20 protein-coding genes are annotated in these 19,468 nt (G+C 62.2%); 12 read left to right on the forward strand and 8 right to left on the reverse strand.

What is annotated here, in order from left to right; genetic code table 11:
- Nucleotides 1–288: 288 nt before the first annotated feature.
- Complete coding sequence (locus OX460_RS24415) at nucleotides 289–867, forward strand: DNA-3-methyladenine glycosylase (RefSeq protein ID WP_289900212.1); 579 nt, start codon at nucleotides 289–291, stop codon at nucleotides 865–867.
- Here the strand turns inward: OX460_RS24415 and OX460_RS24420 are convergent.
- Nucleotides 864–2,570, reverse strand: coding sequence for a methyl-accepting chemotaxis protein (locus OX460_RS24420; RefSeq protein WP_289900213.1), 1,707 nt, complete (start codon nucleotides 2,568–2,570; stop codon nucleotides 864–866). The genes OX460_RS24415 and OX460_RS24420 overlap by 4 nt on opposite strands.
- 68 nt (nucleotides 2,571–2,638) lie before the next feature.
- Nucleotides 2,639–3,097, reverse strand: coding sequence for a cache domain-containing protein (locus tag OX460_RS24425; protein ID WP_099666427.1), 459 nt, complete (start codon nucleotides 3,095–3,097; stop codon nucleotides 2,639–2,641).
- Nucleotides 3,098–3,379: 282 nt separating this feature from the next.
- Between OX460_RS24425 and OX460_RS24430 the strand changes: the two genes are divergently transcribed.
- The 5 genes from OX460_RS24430 to OX460_RS24450 all read left to right on the forward strand — a co-directional run bounded on the left by OX460_RS24430 (nucleotide 3,380) and on the right by OX460_RS24450 (nucleotide 9,101).
- Nucleotides 3,380–4,744 (forward strand): lysine 2,3-aminomutase, encoded by a 1,365-nt coding sequence (locus tag OX460_RS24430; protein WP_289900214.1) that lies wholly within the window; start codon nucleotides 3,380–3,382, stop codon nucleotides 4,742–4,744.
- 2 nt (nucleotides 4,745–4,746) lie between these two features.
- On the forward strand, nucleotides 4,747–6,087 hold the full coding sequence (locus tag OX460_RS24435; RefSeq protein WP_289900215.1) for an MFS transporter: 1,341 nt from the start codon (nucleotides 4,747–4,749) through the stop codon (nucleotides 6,085–6,087).
- Nucleotides 6,032–6,880 (forward strand): fumarylacetoacetate hydrolase family protein, encoded by an 849-nt coding sequence (locus OX460_RS24440; RefSeq protein ID WP_099666429.1) that lies wholly within the window; start codon nucleotides 6,032–6,034, stop codon nucleotides 6,878–6,880. Before OX460_RS24435 ends, OX460_RS24440 begins: the two co-directional genes overlap by 56 nt.
- A complete protein-coding gene (locus OX460_RS24445) occupies nucleotides 6,880–7,446 on the forward strand; it encodes a carboxymuconolactone decarboxylase family protein (protein WP_289900216.1) in 567 nt (188 codons plus the stop codon). Before OX460_RS24440 ends, OX460_RS24445 begins: the two co-directional genes overlap by 1 nt.
- A gap of 95 nt (nucleotides 7,447–7,541) precedes the next feature.
- Nucleotides 7,542–9,101: a S1C family serine protease gene (locus OX460_RS24450; RefSeq protein ID WP_289900217.1), complete on the forward strand. Its 1,560-nt coding sequence runs from the start codon at nucleotides 7,542–7,544 to the stop codon at nucleotides 9,099–9,101.
- 56 nt (nucleotides 9,102–9,157) lie between these two features.
- Here the strand turns inward: OX460_RS24450 and OX460_RS24455 are convergent, their stop codons facing one another.
- From OX460_RS24455 to yjgA, 3 genes are all read right to left on the reverse strand, one after another.
- The gene (locus OX460_RS24455) at nucleotides 9,158–9,826 is read right to left on the reverse strand and encodes an alpha/beta hydrolase (protein WP_251350193.1); all 669 of its coding nucleotides are present in this window, start codon (nucleotides 9,824–9,826) and stop codon (nucleotides 9,158–9,160) included.
- Complete coding sequence (mog, locus tag OX460_RS24460) at nucleotides 9,823–10,455, reverse strand: molybdopterin adenylyltransferase (protein ID WP_289900218.1); 633 nt, start codon at nucleotides 10,453–10,455, stop codon at nucleotides 9,823–9,825. The genes OX460_RS24455 and mog overlap by 4 nt, the downstream gene beginning before the upstream one ends.
- A 90-nt stretch (nucleotides 10,456–10,545) precedes the next feature.
- Nucleotides 10,546–11,145, reverse strand: coding sequence for a ribosome biogenesis factor YjgA (gene yjgA, locus OX460_RS24465; protein ID WP_099666434.1), 600 nt, complete (start codon nucleotides 11,143–11,145; stop codon nucleotides 10,546–10,548).
- Nucleotides 11,146–11,237: 92 nt separating this feature from the next.
- Here yjgA and pmbA point away from each other — a divergent pair, with 92 nt between their 5' ends.
- A complete protein-coding gene (gene pmbA / locus OX460_RS24470) occupies nucleotides 11,238–12,590 on the forward strand; it encodes a metalloprotease PmbA (protein ID WP_099666435.1) in 1,353 nt (450 codons plus the stop codon).
- A 46-nt stretch (nucleotides 12,591–12,636) separates the two neighbouring features.
- On the opposite strand, the gene OX460_RS24475 is transcribed toward pmbA, so the two are convergent.
- Nucleotides 12,637–13,746, reverse strand: coding sequence for a cytochrome c peroxidase (locus tag OX460_RS24475; protein WP_289900219.1), 1,110 nt, complete (start codon nucleotides 13,744–13,746; stop codon nucleotides 12,637–12,639).
- A gap of 279 nt (nucleotides 13,747–14,025) precedes the next feature.
- Nucleotides 14,026–15,150 carry a M14-type cytosolic carboxypeptidase gene (locus tag OX460_RS24480; protein ID WP_289900220.1) on the reverse strand — a complete coding sequence of 375 codons (1,125 nt, stop codon included), beginning with the start codon at nucleotides 15,148–15,150 and terminating at the stop codon, nucleotides 14,026–14,028.
- Nucleotides 15,151–15,291: 141 nt separating this feature from the next.
- On the opposite strand from OX460_RS24480, the gene OX460_RS24485 reads away from it, so the two are divergent.
- A complete protein-coding gene (locus tag OX460_RS24485; protein WP_077408596.1) occupies nucleotides 15,292–15,546 on the forward strand; it encodes a hypothetical protein in 255 nt (84 codons plus the stop codon).
- Between the two features lie 111 nt (nucleotides 15,547–15,657).
- On the opposite strand, the gene paaX is transcribed toward OX460_RS24485, so the two are convergent.
- Nucleotides 15,658–16,587 (reverse strand): phenylacetic acid degradation operon negative regulatory protein PaaX, encoded by a 930-nt coding sequence (gene paaX, locus OX460_RS24490; protein WP_289900221.1) that lies wholly within the window; start codon nucleotides 16,585–16,587, stop codon nucleotides 15,658–15,660.
- A gap of 267 nt (nucleotides 16,588–16,854) precedes the next feature.
- On the opposite strand from paaX, the gene paaA reads away from it, so the two are divergent.
- The 4 genes from paaA to paaD are packed head-to-tail and all read left to right on the forward strand — an operon-like array spanning nucleotide 16,855 to nucleotide 19,449.
- Nucleotides 16,855–17,844: a 1,2-phenylacetyl-CoA epoxidase subunit PaaA gene (gene paaA, locus OX460_RS24495; RefSeq protein WP_289900222.1), complete on the forward strand. Its 990-nt coding sequence runs from the start codon at nucleotides 16,855–16,857 to the stop codon at nucleotides 17,842–17,844.
- A gap of 26 nt (nucleotides 17,845–17,870) precedes the next feature.
- Nucleotides 17,871–18,155, forward strand: a complete 285-nt coding sequence (gene paaB / locus OX460_RS24500) for a 1,2-phenylacetyl-CoA epoxidase subunit PaaB (RefSeq protein ID WP_034746356.1) — start codon at nucleotides 17,871–17,873, stop codon at nucleotides 18,153–18,155.
- Between the two features lie 14 nt (nucleotides 18,156–18,169).
- Nucleotides 18,170–18,922, forward strand: coding sequence for a 1,2-phenylacetyl-CoA epoxidase subunit PaaC (gene paaC, locus OX460_RS24505; protein WP_251350330.1), 753 nt, complete (start codon nucleotides 18,170–18,172; stop codon nucleotides 18,920–18,922).
- Nucleotides 18,922–19,449: a 1,2-phenylacetyl-CoA epoxidase subunit PaaD gene (gene paaD, locus OX460_RS24510; RefSeq protein WP_289900223.1), complete on the forward strand. Its 528-nt coding sequence runs from the start codon at nucleotides 18,922–18,924 to the stop codon at nucleotides 19,447–19,449. Before paaC ends, paaD begins: the two co-directional genes overlap by 1 nt.
- Nucleotides 19,450–19,468: the final 19 nt, after the last annotated feature.

The raw sequence follows: 19,468 nt of genomic DNA on the forward strand, positions 1-19,468 counted from the left end.
CGCTTTCATCATCATTTTTGTGCCCGGTGCTTATTCTGTCGCGCGCTGCCGCTGCCCGCCTCAGGGGCGTCTGGCGCAGTGCCCGACGATTATCGCTGTTTATGCATAGCAATAGTTCATATCTGCAATATATTCTGGAAAAAATCCCCGTTTTGGCCTGGTCCGGCCGTGATTTTCGTCATTTCACGACCTTGCCCATCCTGGTATCCATGATGAAAAAACCAAGTTTTATTTGTTTTCAAGGCGGGGCCAGGCGTGCGGCGGGATGCGCGGCGGTACAATTGCCGGATGAAAAAAATCCTTGCGGGTATCGATTTCGCGGACGATTCCAGCAGCGTGGCGCGCCAGCTGATCGGCGTGACCGTGCTGGTCGACGGCGTGGGCGGGCGCATCGTGGAAACGGAAGCGTATGACCGGCTGGACCCTGCCTCGCACACGTATGGGGGCATGACGCCGCGCAACGCGGCCATGTTCGGCCCGCCCGGGCACGCCTATGTCTACCGCTCGTACGGCATCCACTGGTGCCTGAACTTTGTGTGCCGCGAAGCGGGGCATGGCGCGGGCGTGCTGATCCGCGCGATCGAACCCGTGGAGGGACTCGATGCGATGCGCGAACGGCGCGGCGTCGAGGGGGCGCGGCTGCTGTGCTCGGGACCGGGCAAGGTGTGCCAGGCGCTGGGCGTGAGTCATCTGCACAACCGGCTGGCACTGGACGCGCCGCCGTTCCTGTTGCTGGCCCGCGAGAGTGATGTCACGGTGCAAACGGGGCCGCGCATCGGCATTTCCAAGGCGATGGACACGCCGTGGCGCTTCGTGCTGGCCGGCTCGCCCTATCTGAGTAAACCGCTGCGGGCGCCAGCCGTCTAGCTGCGCCGGCGCCGCGATGCATCGTTGGCGCCATGCCGGCCGGGCATGCCGCGTAGCGGGCTGTGCAGCGCGCGCCGGTCCTTGCCTTCTCCGTTGGCGGAGCTGGCCGGATGCTGGAATGCCTCGTCTTCGGTGTGGCCAGCCGGCGCGGCGGGGCGCTCGTCCAGGGTGAACACGGCCACGGCCGCCGACAATTTGACGGCCTGGTCCTGCAAACTGGCCGCCGCCGCGGCCGCCTGCTCCACCAGGGCCGCATTTTGCTGGGTGACGTCATCCATTTGCGTGACGGCCTGGTTCACTTCCGTGATGCCCGACGCCTGCTCGGCGCTGGCCTGTTTCACGCGCTGGATGATCTCGTTGACTTGCTGCACCGAGGCCACGATGGCGCCCATGCTGTCGCCCGCTTGCTGCACCGCCACGCTGCCGCCGTCGATGGTGGTGACGGAGGTGGCGATCAAGGTCTTGATTTCCTTGGCCGCCTGTGCCGAGCGCTGCGCCAGGGTGCGCACTTCGGACGCCACCACGGCAAAGCCGCGGCCCTGTTCTCCCGCGCGCGCCGCTTCCACCGCCGCATTCAGCGCGAGGATATTGGTCTGGAAGGAAATGCCGTCGATCACGCCGATAATATCCACGATCTGGCGCGAATTGGCGCGTATCGTCGCCATCGTCGTCACGGCTTGCTGCATCGACACGCCCCCTTGCACGGCCAGGGTGGATGCCTGCCCCGCCAGCTCGCAGGCCAGCTGGGCGTTGTCGGCGTTGTCATTGACGGCTTGCGTCAGCGCTTCCATGGCGCTCGATGTTTCTTCCAGCGAACTGGCTTGCATTTCCGTGCGCGCCGACAAATCCAGGTTGCCGGTGGCAATTTCGTGCGAGGCCGTGTCGATCGATTGCACGGCGCCCATGATGGTGCGCAAGGTCTGGTTCAGGTGGGCGATGGTCTGGTCCAGCACGCGCGAGGTGGCGGCGATTTCATCATTGCCCTGCTTGGGCGCGCCGGCCATCAGCTTGCCCGCCGCCAAGTCTTGCACGGCGTCGGCAATGCCGCGGATTTCCACCAGCATGGCGCGCCGCACCAGCATGGTCACCACGATGGAGACGAGGATGGAGAGCAGGACGGTCAGCAGCAAGCTCCAGCACAGGGTGCGAAACTCGGCGCTGGCCGTCGCATGGGCCTGGCTGCTGAGCGTCGTTTCCAGCGCGGACAGTTGCGCCAGCTGCGTATTGAACTGGCCGAATTGCGTTTCCGCCTTGAGCATGGAATTGGTGGCGATCGACTGGTCCATCTGCGCCATTTCCATGGTTTCCAGCACGGCCTTGCGATAGCCGGCCAGTGCCGTGATGGCCGCATCGACCAGGGTGAGTTCGGCGCCCGTGGCCGTGGCACGCAGCGAGGCCAGCTGGGTGCCGATGGCCGCGTGGCGCGCCTTGATCTGTTGCTCCAGTGTATCGAGACGGGCCTTGGCGAAGCTGCCATTCGTCCACGACAGCAACTGGTACATATTGCCGTGCACATGCTTGGCGTCCCCCAGTACGTCGGCGGCTGCCTTCAGGTGCGTGATGCGCACCCGCACCATGTTTTCCAGCGAGGCATTTTGCCGCACCATGCCATACCAGGCGCCGGTCGAGCTGAATATCAGCAGCAGCAAGACCAGGGTGGGCGCCAGCAATAATTTTGGCCCTATGCGTAATTGATTGAGCATGCTCGACTCCTGGCGATGGCCGTTCAAACCGCAGGCGGCGCGCGGTGTGCGTGCGCGCCGTCCTTGCCCTATTTTTTGTAGATCCCCGCTTCCAGCACCACATCGTTGACGCGCAGGATGTAGGTGGTCTTCGGTTCGATCTTGCCGGTGGTGGGATTCTTGTACTGATAGTCGACCCAGCCCTTGCCCTGTTTTTGCGCCAGCTCAATGATTTCACGGCGATATTTCTTGCCATTCGCATCGGGCACATCCGTCAAATCCTTGCCGACGATGGAAGGATTGATGGGGTGGGCCAGCACGATGCCCGTCTTGATGTCGCGCATGTCCACATACAGCGAGCCCTGCACGAAGTCCGGGTCTTTCGCCGTGATTTTCTTCATCATTTCTTCCTTGCCATGCGCCTTCATGAAGGCGGCACCCCGTTCGGCCATGGCGATGGCGTCTTTTTCCGTTGGTTCGACCGCGGCGCTGACGTTGCCACCGGCAAATGCCAGGCACAGCAGGCTACCCGTGAATAAGCGTTTCATGAAAGCTCCTTGTGATATCGAGGGATATGTTGCCAAGTCGTAATTTACGTCGCCGGCGCTTCCCGCAAATTGCGATGGCACAAACTAAGGTGTTGCTTGTCGGTAGCTTGCAACGTATCGACGGCTTGTTGATATGTAACAATTTGGTTCCGAACGGCAAGAACTATGATGACTTTCACAGCATGCCAAGCGGGCAAGGCATGGCAGAGGAAGAGGCTGGAATTGGCCGGGATAGGGCTGGTTTCAAGGAAGTTATCGCTGTTTACTGGCAAGGAGCCGATCGTGTCCGCACCCATTACCGAGCCGTTTTCACCCAAGTTCAAGCCGTATACGCGGCACACCATACAACAGGCGCGGCAGTGGGAATGGTTGCCGGAAGAGCAGCGCGAAGCCGTGCAAGTGGTGTCGCGCGTCTTGCCGTTTCGCACCAATGCCTATGTGCTCGATCAGTTGATCGACTGGAACAACATCCCTGACGACCCCATCTATCGCCTCGTCTTTCCCCACCGCGACATGCTGGCGCCCGAGCAGTACGCACACCTGCGCGAGCTGGTGCTGGTGCAACGGGACAAGGCCGCTATCGATGCCTATGTGCATGGCTTGCGCCTGGGCATGAATCCCCATCCGGCCGGCCAGATGACGCACAACGTGCCCCGGGTCAACGATGCACCCGTGCGCGGCTTGCAGCATAAATATGCGCAAACGGTGCTGTTTTTCCCCAGTGCAGGACAGACGTGCCACGCGTATTGCACCTTCTGTTTCCGTTGGCCCCAGTTTGTCGGCATGGACGACATGAAGTTCGATGCGCACGAGTCGCATGAGCTGGTCGCTTACCTGAAACTGCATCCGGAAGTGACGGACGTGCTGATCACGGGCGGCGACCCGATGATCATGAATACGCGGCAACTGGCTGCCTACCTGGAGCCGCTGCTGGCGCCGGGCCTGGAACATATCCAGAACATCCGCATCGGCACCAAGGCGGTGGCGTATTGGCCGCAGCGCTTCGTCTCGGACCGCGATGCGGACGACTTGATGCGCCTGTTCGAGCGCATCGTCAAGGCGGGCAAGAACCTGGCCGTGATGGGCCATTACAGCCATGCCGTCGAGTTGCGCCAGGACATCGCCCAGCAAGCGGTGAAGCGCATCATTTCCACGGGCGCCACCTTGCGCATGCAGGGGCCGCTGATCCGACACATCAACGAAGATCCCGCTAGCTGGGCCGAGCTGTGGCAGACGGGTACGCGCCTGGGGGCGATTCCGTATTACATGTTTGTCGAACGGGACACGGGGCCGCGCAGCTATTTCGAGTTGCCCATGGCGAAGGCGCACGAGATTTTCCAGGCCGCCTACCAGATGGTGTCCGGCCTGTCGCGCACGGTGCGCGGGCCTTCCATGAGTGCGTTTCCCGGCAAGATCGTCATCGATGGCATCGTCACCATCCATGGCGAAAAACTGTTTGCCCTGCAATTTTTGCAGGCGCGCAACCCGGACTGGGTGCGCCGGCCGTTTTATGCCAAGTTTGATGCGGAAGCGACGTGGATGGACGATTTGAAGCCGGCCTTTGGCCAGGACAAGTTTTTCTTTGAAACGGATGACCCGGTGCCGCAGGTGCCGCATAAAATCATCCGCCTGGCACAGGCCGCCTGAGCATGCACGGCCACGGCGCGCCTGCCCGCTCCGGCGCGGCCGTGTTTTGCCTGGTGTTCCTGCCGTTTGCGCTCGGGCATTACCTGTCCTGCCTGCTGCGCGGCGTGAATGCCGTGCTGACGGCCGAATTGCTGGGCGCCATTGCCCTGACGCCGACCCAGCTGGGTCTGCTGACCAGCGCCTTTTTTCTCGCTTTTGCGCTGGTGCAATTGCCGGTCGGCATGGCGCTCGACCGCTACGGCCCCCGCACGGTGCAACTGTGGCTGCTGGCGCTGGCGGCCCTGGGCGTGTGGCTGTTCAGCCGGGGCCACAGCTTTGCCGGGCTGATGTGGGCGCGCGCCTTGATGGGGGCGGGCCTGGGCGGCTGTTTCATGGCTGCCGTGAAAGCGATTTCGTGCGCCATCGCGCCAGCTCGCCTGCCTTCCGTGCATGGCTACCTGATCGCCGTGGGCGGCCTGGGGGCGGCCACGGCCACCATGCCCGTCAAGCTGGCCCTGCACTACACGGATTGGCGCGGCATGTTCCTGGGCCTGGCGCTGGCGGCGCTGGCCATCGGCTTGCTGATCCGCCTGCTGTCGCCGGCCCTGCCTGCGCCCGCCGCTGCGAGGAACAAGGTCAGCGTCTGGAGCGTGTATCGCGACAGGGCCTTTCGCCGCACCATCGCGCTGATCCTGCTGCCGCACACGGTATTCTTTGGCGTGCAAGGCTTGTGGGTGGGGCGCTGGCTGGCCGACGTGGGCGGCTTGTCCGACGACAATGTCGCGTATTTGTTGTACCTGGGCATGGCGGCCGTCATCTTCGGCGCCATCGGCATGGGCATGCTGACGGAGTGGGCGGGGCGGCGCGGTATTGCACCCATGCAAGTGGCGGGCGTGGGCATCGTCCTGTTTGTCGCCGTGCAAGTGGCGATGGCGTGCAATGTGGTGCCCAGCCTGCCTTTGCTGTCCGTGCTGTTTACCCTGCTGGGCACGGTGACGGGCCTCGAGTATGCGATCGTTGCGCAAAGCATGCCGGCCAGCTTGACGGGCAGGGCGGCCACCTGTTTGAATTTGCTCATTTTCACGGGCGCCTTCCTGGTGCAGGCGGGCTTTGGCCTGATCCTCGGCTGCTGGCCCCTGAACAGCCAACAGCAGTATCCGCCGCAGGCGTACCAGGCGGCGTTTGGCGTGCTGGCGGCCTTGCAATTGCCGGGACTTGCGATGTTTTTCATTCACCGCTGCAGGCGTGCCGGGCCATCCGGTAAAATGGCAGCCTGCACAGCGGCAATGATCAACTCCAAGGAAGACTATGAAACTCGTTCGTTATGGACGTCCAGGCAAGGAAAAACCGGGCCTGATCGATGAAGAAGGCAAACTGCGCGACCTGTCCGGCGTGATCGCCGATATTGATGGCGCGCAACTGTCCGACAAGGCCCTGCGCAAGCTGGCCAAGCTGGACGAAAAGACCTTGCCTTTGGTGCGCGGCAATCCACGCTTCGGCGTGCCGCTGGCGAAAGTCGGCAAGTTCATCGGCATCGGCCTCAATTACGCGGATCACGCGGCCGAGGCCGGCATGCCGATCCCGGCCGAACCCATCGTCTTCATGAAGGCCATTACTTGCCTGAATGGTCCGGACGACAATGTCGTGCTGCCGAAAGGCTCGAAAAAGACGGACTGGGAAGTGGAGCTGGGCGTGATCATCGGCACGCGCGCGCAATACGTGAGCGAAGAGGACGCCTTGAAATACGTGGCCGGCTATTGCGTCGTCAACGACATTTCCGAGCGCTCGTTCCAGCTGGAACGGGGCGGCCAGTGGGACAAGGGCAAGGGTTGCGACACCTTCGGCCCCGTCGGCCCATGGCTGGTGACGCGCGATGAAGTCATCGACGAGCAGGACCTGGACCTGTACCTGGAAGTCAACGGCAAGCGCATGCAGACCGGCAATACGCAAACCATGATCTTCACGGTGGCGCAGATCGTCAGCTACCTGTCGCAATTCATGACCCTGGAACCGGGCGACGTCATCGCCACGGGCACGCCGCCGGGTGTGGGCCAGGGCCGCAAGCCGCAGCGTTTCCTCAAAAAAGGCGACAGCATGCGCCTGGGTATCGCCGGCCTCGGTGAACAGCAGCAGGACGTGGTCGCCTGGACAGCCTGATGGCCGGTAGCGATATCGACCGTTTGCCGCCGTTGCCGCTGGACCAGCTCGATGTCCAGCAGCGCGCGGCCGCGCAAGCCATCATCGACGGTCCGCGCGGGGCGCTGTACGGCCCCTTCGTGCCGCTGATCCGCAGCCCCGAGCTGATGGAAACGGCGCAGCGCATGGGAGAATATTTGCGCTACCGCAGCGCCATCGGCACGCGGCTGTCGGAACTGGCGATCCTGGTGACGGCGCGCCAGTGGGACCAGCAAGTCGAGTGGGCCATCCACGCGCCGCTGGCCGTGCAGAACGGCATCGCGCAAGCGGCCGTGGACGCCATTGCGGCGCGGCGCGCACCGCTGGCCCTGAAAGAAGACGAGCAAGCCGTGCACGACTTTTGCATCGAGTTGCAGCAGAACAAGCGCGTCAGCGATGCCACGTATGCGCGGGCGCTGGCGCTGTTCGGCGAGCACGGCGTGGTCGACTTGATGGGTATCAATGGCTACTACACCTTCCTGGCCATGGTGATGAATGGCGCGCAGACGGCGGTGCCGGCCTTGGGTGTGCCGCCCATGCCCGCCTGATGACAGGTGTTTTTCGGGCAAAGATGGACAAAGTGTAATGAAGTTGAAATTATTCAATATATAATTTTACTTCCCTTCCATTGCCAACAAGCTCAATGAAAACTCGTCCGTGCTTCACCCTGATGGGCCGCGCCTTCCTGGCGCTGGCCCTTTCTTTTTGCCCCTTGATGACGGTGCGCGCGCTTGCCGCCGAGACCGCTGCGACCGCCAGCCCCGGCGCTTCCGCCCTGGAAAACTCCGTCGTCAAGGTGTTTTCCACCCTGCGCGGACCGGATCCGTACAAGCCCTGGAGCAAGGCTGCGCCGCAAGAGGTGACGGGTTCCGGCGTCGTCATCGAAGGGCGCCGCATCCTCACCAATGCGCACGTGGTCGGCTATGCCAGCCAGGTGCAGATCCAGGCGAATGGCGCCGGCGACAAGATACCGGCGACCGTGCTGGCCATCTCGCGCGGCATGGACCTGGCCTTGCTGAAAATCGATGACGACAGTTTTTTCGCCAGCCACAAAGCGGTGCCGCGCGCCAATGTCTTGCCGGACGTGCGCGATGCCGTGCTGGCGTATGGCTATCCGACGGGCGGTACCTCGCTGTCGATCACCAAGGGCATCGTTTCGCGCATCGAATTCGTGCGCTACAACTTCCCCGTGTCCGGCCTGCGCATCCAGATTGATGCGGCCATCAATCCGGGCAATAGCGGCGGCCCCGTGATCGCCGGCGACAAGATGATCGGCCTGGCCTTTGCCGGCATGGCCAATGCGCAAAACATCGGCTACATCATCCCCAACGAGGAAATCGAACTGTTCCTGCGCGACCAGGACAGTGGCGCGCCCAAGGGCAAGCCGGCCATACGCGACGTGACGCAAACGCTGGAAAATCCCGCGCTGCGCACGTATCTGAAGCTGGCCAAGGGTGTCGAAGGCGCCGTCGTGATGACGCCGGCCAGCAAGGATGCCGCCTATCCGCTCAAGGAGTGGGATGTCATCACGCATATCGGCGATTTTCCCATCGACAACCAGGGCATGGTCAAGCTGAATGCCAACAGCCGCGTGCGCTTCCAGTACCGGGTACAGCAGCTGGCGAAAGACGGCCAGTTGCCGTTGACGGTGGTGCGCCAGGGCGCGCCCCTGAAAATCAAGGTGCCCGTCTCGGCGGCGCACCCGATGCTCATCAGCGGCTTGCAGGGCAATTACCCATCCTATTTCATCTTCGGTCCGATGGTGTTTTCGCGCGCCAGCACGGAATTCATGGCGGCGCCGAATGGCAACCCAACGATATTGGGCGGCATGGCGTTTGCCGGCAATCCGCTGGCTACGCGGCGCGGCGATGCGCCCGACAGCGAGCGCGAGGAACTGGTGGTGATCGCCGCGCCGTTCTTCCCGCACAAGCTGATGAATGGCTACAGCACCCGTTTCTTCTCGGTCGTCGATTCCGTCAATGGCGTGCGCGTGCGCAGCCTGGCGCACCTGGTGGCCTTGCTGCGCGACCAGACGGATGAATTGCTGACGTTCCGCTTCCAGCAGCGCGATGCGGAAATGGTCGTCGTGCCCCGCAAGGACATGCTGGCAGCGACGGAATCGGTGCTGACGGATAACGGCATCCGCTCGGAAGCGTCGCCCGATATGTTGAAAATCTGGAATGAAAAAACGCCGGTAAACTGATCGTTCCCGGCGTTCCGCAAGACAACAGGCGCGGCGCAGACCGCGCCTGTTTTACTTTAAGCCAATACTTTCTTCAGCCATGCGCCGATGGCGTCGATTTCTTCCTGGCACAGCGAGTGCTGCATCATGTACTCGTGCCATTCCACCTTGTAACCCATGCCGGTGAGCAAGTCGCGCGACTGTTGCGCGCGGCCGATCTGCACCACGGGGTCGGCCGTGCCGTGCGCCATGAAGATCGGCGTCTGCAGGCTGGCCGGCGTGCGTTCCAGAGCCGTCTTGTCGGCCAGCGGCAGATAGCCGGACAGGCACATCAGGCCGGCCAGCGGTTCCGCGTGGCGCAAGCCCGTTTGCAGGGTCATGGCGCAGCCTTGCGAGAAGCCGGCCAGGATGATGCGGCTGGCGGGAATGCCGCGCGCCTTTTCGCGCGCGATCAGCGCTTCGATCTGCAGCTGCGAGGCGCGCAAGCCGCCCTCGTCTTCGCGGCGCACGAGGTCGCTCACGAGGATGTCGTACCAGGCGCGCATCACATAGCCGTTGTTGATGGTGACGGGCATGGTGCCGGCGCTGGGGAAGATGAAGCGGATGGCGGGGCAGCCGCGCAGGTCGAGTTCTTTCACCAGGGGAACGAAGTCGTTGCCGTCGGCGCCCAGGCCATGCATCCAGATGATGGAGACGGTGGGGTTCGGTGCGCTGTCGAGTTCGATGGTTTCCAGCAAAGTGCTCATGTATTTTCCTCTGGTAGTGGTTGCGCCGGACGCAGCGCCGATTTGGGACGGAAGGCCTTGCAGATGGCCGAGTCGGTTTCCATGTAGGGGCCTCCGATGAGGTCGATGCAATAGGGCACGGCGGCAAAGATGCCGTTCACCAATTGATTTCCATCAACATCCTTCAAGCCTTCCAGGGTTTCCTTGATGGCTTTCGGCTGGCCCGGCAAGTTCATGATCAGGGCGGCGCGCTCGGGCGTCTCGCGGATCACGGCCACCTGGCGCGACAAGATGGCCGTCGGCACGAATTGCAGGCTGATTTGGCGCATCTGTTCGCCGAAACCGGGCATTTCCTTGGTCCCGACGGACAAGGTGGCGTCCGGCGTCACGTCGCGCCGTGCCGGACCCGTGCCGCCCGTCGTCAGGATCAGATGGCAGTGGCTCAGGTCGACCATGTCGATCAGGGTGTTTTCAATTTGCGAGCGCTCGTCCGGGATCAGGCGTTTTTCCAGGCGGAACGGCGTGCGGATGGCGGCGGACAGCCAGCTTTCCAGGGCGGGGATGCCCAGGTCTTCATACACGCCGCCGCTGGCGCGGTCCGAGATCGACACGAGGCCGATAATCAATTCGTCTTCGAGAGTGGTGGACATCGGTCACCTATAAAAGTTTGGAGTGTCTTAAAAACAATAAAACCGGGATTATCCCGGTTTTTTGTCCATCCTTGCGTTTGGGACGGTCAATTACTCGTCGTCTTCCGCTTCTGCGTCATCTTCGTCAGCATCTTTCTTGCCGCCATTTTGCTTCTTGGCGATCTCTTTCAAGATCTGGAAGATTTCACGGTAGGCCTTCGGCGGCTTGTTCTCGGCTTGCTCCTTGCGGGCATTGCGGATCAGGGTGCGCAGGTGCTGCACGTCCAGTTCCGGATTTTCCGACAGCAAGACGGTCAGGGCCTTGTCGTCCGTCAAGAGTTTGTCGCGGCGGCGTTCCATCGCGTGCATATTGGCCGTGTCGGCTTTCGACAAGCCTTTCCAGCTATCGATGGTGCGTTGGATGGCGGCAACTTCGTCTTCATCCAGGGTGCGCATCTTCTTGCCCACGTATTGCAGCTGGCGGCGGCGGCCTTCGTGATCCTTGATTTGCTGGCATTCGAGAATGGCGTCGCGCACGTCTTCCGGCATCGGGACGCGCTTGACGCGGTCGCGGGCCTCATTGACGAGTTCTTCGCCCAGCTTTTGCAGGACGGTCATCTGGCGCTTGAGTTCCGACTTCGAAGGACGTTCATATTCCTGTTCGAATTCGGTGGATTGGAAGCCGCAAGCTCCCCGGTTTGGATTTGGCATGATAAGGCGGGATTGGCCGCGTAGGCCGCACCTGTAAACTGTAAACGACTGCTATGATAACCTTTTTAGCGGCTTTCCGAAGAAAACAGCGCATGAACGACTCCGTATTTACCCATAGTCAAGAGCAATTGCAGCAACTAGCCCGTGATGTGTTGTCTTTTGCGCGGGAAGCGGGCGGCACCGACGCAGCCGTCGAAGTCAGCGAAGGCGGCGGCTTGTCCGTTTCTGTACGAAAAGGCAAGATCGAGACGATCGAGCAAAACAAGGACAAGGGCATGGGCGTGACCGTGTTTGTCGGCAAGAAGCGCGGCAATGCCAGCACCTCCGATTTCTCGCCCTCCGCCCTGCGCGCCACGGTGGACGCGGCCTACAACATCGCCCGCTTCACCGCCGAGGACGATTGCGCCGGCCTGGCTGACACGGACATGCTGGAAATGTCGCCCCGCGACTTGCAATTGTTCTATCCCTGGCTCATTTCCACCGAGGAAGCCGTCGCCCTGGCCCAGCGGGCCGAAGCGGCCGCGTTTGCCGTCGACCCGCGCATCACGAATAGCGAGGGGGCCAGCGTGCACGTGCAGCAATCGCACTTTGTTTCCGCCAATTCGCGCGGCTTCATCGGCGGCTACCCGTTCTCGCGCCACACCCTGTCCGTGGCGCCCATCGCCGGCAAAGGGGCGAAGATGCAGCGCGACGATTGGTATTCGTCCGTGCGCGACGCCTCCAAAATGTCGAGCCCGGAAGCCATCGGCCGCTACGCCGCCGAGCGCGCCCTGTCGCGCCTGAACGCGCGCAAGCTGGGCACGCGCACTTGTCCCGTGCTGTTCGAGGCGCCGCTGGCGGCCGGTTTGCTGGGTACCTATGTGCAAGCGACCTCGGGCGGCGCCCTGTACCGCAAGTCCACTTTCCTGAACGACTCCCTGGGCACGCAAGTGCTGCCGTCGCACGTGCAGATCTTCGAAGACCCGCACGTGATCGGCGGCGTCGGTTCGGCGCCGTTCGACGAAGAGGGCGTGAAAACCGTCAGCCGCGACGTCGTCAAGGATGGCGTGGTGCAAGGCTATTTCCTGTCGACCTACACGGCCCGCAAGCTGGGCATGCAGACGACGGGCAACGCGGGCGGTTCGCACAATCTGTATCTGACCTCGAACCTGACGGCCGCCAGCGACGATTTTAGTGCCATGCTGAAAAAGCTGGGCACGGGCTTGCTGGTGACGGAGCTGATGGGACAAGGAACCAATTACGTGACGGGCGACTATTCGCGCGGCGCATCCGGTTTCTGGGTGGAAAATGGCGTGATCCAGTATCCGGTGGAAGAAATCACCATCGCCGGCAACATGAAGGACATGCTGCGCAACATCGTTGCCGTGGGCGCCGACGAACTGCGCCGCGGCACCAAACAGACGGGTTCCATCCTCATCGAGAGCATGGTGGTGGCGGGCGGCTGAGCGCCTGCATGGCAAGCGCGACAACGCCGGGCGGGCGCGCCACGCTTTACTGCTGGACTTGATAGCCATCCGTCAGGGTGGCCAGGAACTTCACCATATCCTCGATCTCGCCCGCCGTCAGCGCCGGCGCCATGCCGCGCTTGCGGTCGAACGGCGCTTCCTTGACGTTCACGTTGGCGCGGTATCTGGCGGGTATGTCATTGAATTTCTGCACTTTTCCCCGCTTGTCGCGCGGATACCATTCTTGCGGATGCGTATCGCGCCGCACATAAAAACGCAGGGCCTCCGTCAGGTTGTCGAACACGCCGTTATGAAAAAACACTTGGCGCGTGGCCACATTGCGCAGGCTGGGTACCTTGAAGGCGCCGCATAGCTCGCCTTTCGCCGCCAGCTCCGTACGGTCGGGACCGCACAAGCCCAGGTCGAAATAGGCCGGGTCGGCCGTGGCGGGAATGCGCATATTGCGCGGCACGCCCAGATTGTCGAAACTGAAGTCCGTAAACAGGGGCGGCGCGCCATGTTCGCCCCGCACGCTGGGGTGGCAAGCGGCGCAATTGCCCTTGCGTTCATCGTTGAACAGGGCCAGGCCCCGCAATTCGGCGAGTTCCAGCGGAACCTTGTTGGCCAGGTAGAGGTCATATTTGGAATCGTAGCGGTGAAAATCCGGCTCTTCCTGCTGGAATTGCTGCAAAGCATACGTGATGCGGCTGAATGCCTGTTGTGGTTGCGCAAAGATGGCGTCGCCAAAGACGCGCCGGAATGCGTCCGCATAGTTGCCGTTGCGCAACCGTTCCACCACCGCATCCGTGCTGGCATTGGCCATTTCGTGCGCTGCCAGGAACGGCCGTTCCGCCTGTTCTGCCAGGCTGGCGGCGCGGCCGTCGCGGTTGATGCCGCCGTTGGGTGCGCCTTCTTCATCAAAGCGGAAGGGCGGCGTGTGTTCCAGGTAGCGCAGCGATGGTGTGGCGCGGTAGCCGTGCGCCTGGCCATCGGCGCCGCCCAGTTGCACGGCCAGCTTGTTGCCGGGCGCATAGGCGTGGGCCGGGTCATGGCAACTGGCGCACGACTGCCTGCCTGAGGCGGACAGGCTGGCATCGTGGAAGATGCGCCGCCCCAGCTGCGCGGCAGGGCTGAGTTCGGCTGCCGTGCCTGGCATGCCGTGCAAGCCAAGAAACAAGAATATGCACACGTGTGCAAATCGGGTCGGTGAAAATCGCGCCTCAGCGCGTGGCTGGTCTTTGATGGTCATATGCGGGATGGTTGTCGGCAAGGGGGAGACAGGCAATGCTGCGCCCAGTATAGGCAGCAATGGCTGGCGTGGCAACGATTAGCGATGCTGCGCTGCGCAAGACGGGGAGCGGAAAACAGCCGGCGGCAGAGTAAGCGCCGGCCAAGCCCGTCACGTCATGCGTGGCGGGCCAGTTTCATGCGCGGCTCAGGCGCGCAAGGTGGACAGGACAGGCTGCAGCACGGCCGCGCCCAGGGCGGCGCTGCGGGCGCCGCTCCATCCTGTTTGCGGGTCGGGATCGTTGGCATTGTCCTTGAACGGCAATTCCAGGGTCAGCGACAGGCAGCCGAAGGCGTGGGTGATGTGGGGCGAACCCATGGTCAGTACTTCCGGCGTGAACGGGCCGTCTTCGTAGCCGTGCTCATCCTGGAAGTCGGGGCTGGCCACCTTGAAGTCGGCGATGAAGCGGTCTTGCTCGGCCTTCTGTGCTGGCGTGAAATTTTCCAGCGCATCGCTGCCGGCCACGAAGACGTAAGGCAAGCCTTCGTCGCCATGCACGTCGAGGAACAGGTCGCAGCCGATTTCATGCATTTTCTGTTTCACCAGAAACACTTCCGGGCTGCGCTCCATGGTCGGCGTCATCCATTCGCGGTTCAGGTTGGCGCCGGCCGCGTTGGTGCGCAGGTTGCCATGCACGGAACCGTCCGGATTCATGTTCGGTACCACGTAGAAGACGGCGTCTTGCAGGCACTGGCGGGCAAACGGATTGGCCTGGTCCAGCAGTGCTTCGAGCATGCCTTCGACAAACCATTCGGCCATCGTCTCGCCCGGATGCTGGCGCGCGATGACCCAGACTTTTTTCTCGGCATCGGCGTCGCCGACCACCAGCAGATTCATGTCGCGGCCTTCCACGGTGCTGCCCAGGTCGACCAGGCGCACCAGCGGCGACGCTTGCGCGCTGTCGATCAGGGCCAGGTGGCGGTCCCATGGATACGGTTCGAAGTAGGCGTAGTACACGCTTTCTTCTTCCGGCGTGTGTTCGATGGTCATCACCGTGCCGTCAAAGCTGGTCGGCACGCGGAACCAGGTTTCGCGGTCGTAGCTGGCCACGGCCTGGTAGTCTTTCCAGCCGTCCGGGTAGGCCGACTTGCCGGCATTCATGAAGCGGATCGTGCACGCCTCGCCTTGCGCGCCTTGCAGGCGGAAGTAAAACCACTGCGTGATGTCGGCGTGGGAATCCTTGCGGATGTTCAGCTCGATGGATTGGGCATCGTCGGCGCGCAGCACCTCGATCGCGCCGGCGTCGAATTGCTGGCTGATTTTAATGGTCATGAGTGTTCCTGATAAAAACGTATGGGTTTTGCATCGTGTGCAATGGCGCGATGATACCTGTTTTGCGGTGGCCTTTGTGCTGGCGCAAACGAGGCAGGACATGCTTTGCTAACGTGGAAGCTCCGACACAGGGAGAGCATCATGGACGACAACGGCAAACACATCCGCGAACTGGAAAAGAAAATCAGCGCCCTCAGCGATGCGCTGGCGCACCTGGGTAAGGGCACGACCTTGCAGGAATTGCTGCGCATCATACGTTTCCCCGGCTATACGACGCCGGCCGAATTCACCTTCAACGTGGCCATCCTCGACACCATGCTGGTGCAGGCGAACGCGCTGGAAAAGCTGGGGCAGGATTTGCTGGCAGGGGCCAAGCAGGTCGTCGCCAAGCAGTGAACGCAGCAGTGAGCAAATCCTGAACGCCTGAAAAATTGCCAGGGCAAGGCGCAGGGCCGCAGGCAGTACGCACGTACGCCCAGGCCCTGCGACGCCGCCATGGACGTTTTGTCAGGTGTTCAGTCCGCCAAAACGTTCAAAAAACCAGGGCTCCACATCCGGCGCCTGCTCATCCTCGCGCCGCAGGGTGGCCAGGATATGTTCCTCGGCCGCCGCGTAGGTAAGGCGGTAGAGGTCGCGTGCCAGCGCATAGGCTTGCGTGCCGGGCCACGGTTCGGGCAGCAGTTCGACGGGCAGTTGCGGGTCGTGCAACTGCACGCGGCGGTAGGCGTGCGTCAGCAGCGAGCGGATGACGAACGCTTGCTCGGCATCGAACTCGGGCGCCTCTTGCAGCAGGGTCAGCAGCGGCTGGAAGCTGGCGATGAATTTTTCGTAGCCGGCCATCACTTCCGACAAGTCCCAGCAGTCGCCCACCATGTCGCGCAGGGGACGCGTGCTGACACCTGGCAATTCCGTGGTGTGGCAGACGTACAGCTTGCCCTGCACCTCGTTGCGCACGAGGATATCTTCCAGCGCCTCCGCATTGCTGGCCGGGTGGCCAAAGATGCCGGGAGAGATCAAGCCATAGCCGGCCCACAATAATTCCTTGCGCAGCGCACCCCGCTCGGCGGCGCCGATGCTGCCGGCCGGCCCGATCACCAGGGTCCAGCTGCCATCCCAGTGCACGACCAGCGGCGCATAGATGCGGCGATAGGCGCGTTCGAAGCGGGCCAGCGCCTCCGGGCGTATCGTATAGGCGCTGCGGCGGCCGTCGCGCTGCGAGCTGAGCCAGCCTTCCTGCGCCAGGCGGAACACGCTGGTGCGCAATAAACGGTCATTCACGCCAAACGGCGCCAGCAGTTCGATCAGGCTGCCCAGCCAGATGGCGCCGCCGCGCGGCACGATGGCGTCGCCAAAGATGGTCATCACCAGGGACTTCGAGCGCGGTGGGTCGCTTTCCAGGAAATCGGCTATCCATGCCGTGCAGCGGGTGTTCTTCATGTGGTTCCGGTCTGGCCGTGTTGCGGTCGGTTCAATAAAAGCAGCAGTTTACTTGGCTGCGCGGGTAGCGCGGCAATAATTTGCCGGAAGCGCTGGTGGCGCTCCGCAGTGTTTTCTCATAAGCAATATCATACGCACAAAAAAGCTGCACAAGATACGAATTTTTAAAATGATTCATATCAAGTGTATGCAAATCGTTTTTTGTATCGTATTATCTGTTCATCGCACCGCGTTGCTGCGCAAAATCAAAGACATGGGAGACAGATCATGTACGCACAAATGGTTGAAACCGGCCTCAAGAACGTTCGTTCGCTCGACGACATGGGTCAAGAAGAGCGCGCTTTCCAGGCGCGCATCGACGAAGGCATCAAGATCGAGGCCAAGGACTGGATGCCGGATGCTTACCGCAAGACCCTGATCCGCCAGATTTCGCAGCACGCGCACTCGGAAATCGTCGGCCAATTGCCTGAAGGCAACTGGGTCACGCGCGCGCCCACCCTGAAACGCAAGTCCATCCTGCTGGCGAAGATCCAGGACGAAGCCGGCCACGGCCTGTACCTGTATAGCGCCGCGGAAACCTTGGGCGTGTCGCGCGACGACTTGCTGGCCGCCTTGCATTCGGGCAAAGCCAAGTATTCCAGCATCTTTAACTATCCGACCCTGTCGTGGGCCGACATGGGCGCCATCGGCTGGCTGGTCGACGGCTCTGCCATCATCAACCAGATTCCCCTGTGCCGCTGCTCGTACGGCCCGTATGCGCGCGCCATGATCCGCGTCTGCAAGGAAGAATCGTTCCATGCGCGCCAGGGCTACGACATCATGATGTCGCTGTGCAAGGGTACGCCCGCGCAGAAAGCCATGGCACAGGATGCCTTGAACCGCTGGTGGTGGCCGTCGCTGATGATGTTCGGCCCGTCCGATGCCGCTTCCATCAACAGCGCCCAGTCGGCGCAATGGCGCATCAAGCTGTTCTCGAACGACGAATTGCGCCAGCGCATGGTCGACCAGACCGTGCCGCAAATCGAATACCTGGGCCTGACCGTGCCCGATCCCGACCTGAAGTTCAATGCGGAAACGGGCCACTATGAATTCGGCGAGATTGACTGGTCCGAGTTCAACAATGTCTTGAAGGGCAATGGCCCGTGCAACCGCGAACGCCTGCAAACGCGCGTGAAAGCGTATGAAGACGGCGAATGGTTCCGCGATGCCTTGGTCGCCTACGCCGACAAGCAAGCCGCTAGCAAAGCGGCAGCCTGAAAACATCTATAAAAGGGGATAGCAACATGAGCAAAGAATGGCCTTTGTGGGAAGTTTTCATCCGCAGCCAGCACGGCCTGGCGCACAAGCATGTGGGCAGCCTGCACGCTTCCGACGCCACCATGGCGGTCAACCATGCGCGCGACGTCTACACGCGCCGCAATGAAGGCGTGAGCATCTGGGTGGTGCGCGCGGCCGATATCGTCGCCAGCAGCCCCGGCGACAAGGGCGCCCTGTTCGAACCGTCGAACAGCAAGGTGTACCGCCATCCCACCTTCTTCCCGATGCCGGAAGAAGTCAAGAATCTGTGATGGGAGCGCCTGCAATGGATGACAAGGTCAATTACCTCCTGCGCCTGGGCGACAACGCCCTGATCCTCAGCCAGCAGCTGTCGCAGCTGTGCGGCAAGGGCCCTGCGCTGGAAGAGGACATGGCGCTGACCAACGTGGCGCTGGACTTGCTGGGCCAGACGCGTTTGTGGTTCAGCTATGCGGCCGAACTGGAAAATGCGGGCCGCGACGAGGACGACATCGCCTTTTTGCGCGACGCCCACGATTTCAAGAATTGCCTGCTGGTCGAACAGCCGAACGGCAATTACGCCGATACGATGATGCGCCAGTTCTTCTTCGACAGCTGGCACTATTTCCAGCTGCTGGAACTGACGAAATCGACGGATGCGCGCATCGTCGAAGTGGCGCAAAAGTCGATCAAGGAAGTCACGTACCACTTGCGCCGCAGCGGCGATCTTGTCGTGCGCCTCGGCGACGGCACGGCGGACAGCCACGCGAAAACGCAGGCCGCCGCCGACAAGCTGTGGATGTACACGGGCGAGATGTTCAAGTACGACGCCGTCGACCAGGCCATGGTCGCCGCCGGCATCGCGCCGCCATCCGACATCCTGCGCCAGGCGTTCCTGGAACACGTGGCCGAGATCTTCGCGGAAGCGACTTTGAGCGTGCCGGCGCCCGACGCCTGGATGCAAAAAGGCGGCAAGCAGGGCACGCACACGGAACACCTGGGCTTTATTCTGGCCGAGATGCAGTTCCTGCAGCGCGCCTATCCTGGGGCGGAGTGGTAATGAACACGGCCGCGGCAGCGCTGGACGCCGCCCAGGTCTGGGCCTGGCTGGGCGACGTGCCAGACCCGGAAATCCCCGTCATTTCGGTGGTGGACCTGGGCATCGTGCGCGCCGTCGAAGTCACCGGCGGCGACGCCTGTACCGTGACGATCACGCCCACGTATTCGGGCTGCCCTGCCATGCAGGTGATCGCCGACGCCGTCACGGATGCCTTGCGCAGCCATGGCGTGGACAAGGTGACGCTGGTGAACCAGCTGTCACCCGCCTGGACGACGGACTGGATGAGCGAGACGGGCAAGGCCAAGCTGAAAGGCTATGGCATCGCCCCGCCGCAGCAGCAGGTGATCGACATCAGCGGTTTACGTGGTGGCGTCAAGCGCCAGGCGACGCCGAAACTGGACGTGATTTGCCCGAATTGCGGTTCCACGCATACGCAGCTGACCAGCCAGTTCGGCTCCACGCCGTGCAAGGCCCTGTACAAATGCCTGGATTGCCGCGAACCGTTTGACTACTTCAAGTGCCACTAAAAAAATCAGGCACACGTTC

It is taken from the genome of Janthinobacterium sp. SUN033, assembly GCF_030397595.1.
Taxonomy (GTDB): domain Bacteria; phylum Pseudomonadota; class Gammaproteobacteria; order Burkholderiales; family Burkholderiaceae_D; genus Janthinobacterium; species Janthinobacterium kumbetense.

Coding starts and splice junctions, on each gene's coding strand:
- OX460_RS24415 (WP_289900212.1), top strand. CDS start 289: ATGAAAAAAATCCTTGCGGGTATCGATTTCGCGGACGATTCCAGCAGC.
- OX460_RS24475 (WP_289900219.1), bottom strand. CDS start 13,746: ATGCCAGGCACGGCAGCCGAACTCAGCCCTGCCGCGCAGCTGGGGCGG.
- paaC (WP_251350330.1), top strand. CDS start 18,170: ATGGATGACAAGGTCAATTACCTCCTGCGCCTGGGCGACAACGCCCTG.
- OX460_RS24445 (WP_289900216.1), top strand. CDS start 6,880: ATGGCCGGTAGCGATATCGACCGTTTGCCGCCGTTGCCGCTGGACCAG.
- OX460_RS24455 (WP_251350193.1), bottom strand. CDS start 9,826: ATGAGCACTTTGCTGGAAACCATCGAACTCGACAGCGCACCGAACCCC.
- OX460_RS24440 (WP_099666429.1), top strand. CDS start 6,032: ATGAAACTCGTTCGTTATGGACGTCCAGGCAAGGAAAAACCGGGCCTG.
- OX460_RS24480 (WP_289900220.1), bottom strand. CDS start 15,150: ATGACCATTAAAATCAGCCAGCAATTCGACGCCGGCGCGATCGAGGTG.
- yjgA (WP_099666434.1), bottom strand. CDS start 11,145: ATGCCAAATCCAAACCGGGGAGCTTGCGGCTTCCAATCCACCGAATTC.
- OX460_RS24450 (WP_289900217.1), top strand. CDS start 7,542: ATGAAAACTCGTCCGTGCTTCACCCTGATGGGCCGCGCCTTCCTGGCG.
- pmbA (WP_099666435.1), top strand. CDS start 11,238: ATGAACGACTCCGTATTTACCCATAGTCAAGAGCAATTGCAGCAACTA.
- OX460_RS24435 (WP_289900215.1), top strand. CDS start 4,747: ATGCACGGCCACGGCGCGCCTGCCCGCTCCGGCGCGGCCGTGTTTTGC.
- OX460_RS24425 (WP_099666427.1), bottom strand. CDS start 3,097: ATGAAACGCTTATTCACGGGTAGCCTGCTGTGCCTGGCATTTGCCGGT.
- paaB (WP_034746356.1), top strand. CDS start 17,871: ATGAGCAAAGAATGGCCTTTGTGGGAAGTTTTCATCCGCAGCCAGCAC.
- paaA (WP_289900222.1), top strand. CDS start 16,855: ATGTACGCACAAATGGTTGAAACCGGCCTCAAGAACGTTCGTTCGCTC.
- paaD (WP_289900223.1), top strand. CDS start 18,922: ATGAACACGGCCGCGGCAGCGCTGGACGCCGCCCAGGTCTGGGCCTGG.
- paaX (WP_289900221.1), bottom strand. CDS start 16,587: ATGAAGAACACCCGCTGCACGGCATGGATAGCCGATTTCCTGGAAAGC.
- mog (WP_289900218.1), bottom strand. CDS start 10,455: ATGTCCACCACTCTCGAAGACGAATTGATTATCGGCCTCGTGTCGATC.
- OX460_RS24420 (WP_289900213.1), bottom strand. CDS start 2,570: ATGCTCAATCAATTACGCATAGGGCCAAAATTATTGCTGGCGCCCACC.
- OX460_RS24485 (WP_077408596.1), top strand. CDS start 15,292: ATGGACGACAACGGCAAACACATCCGCGAACTGGAAAAGAAAATCAGC.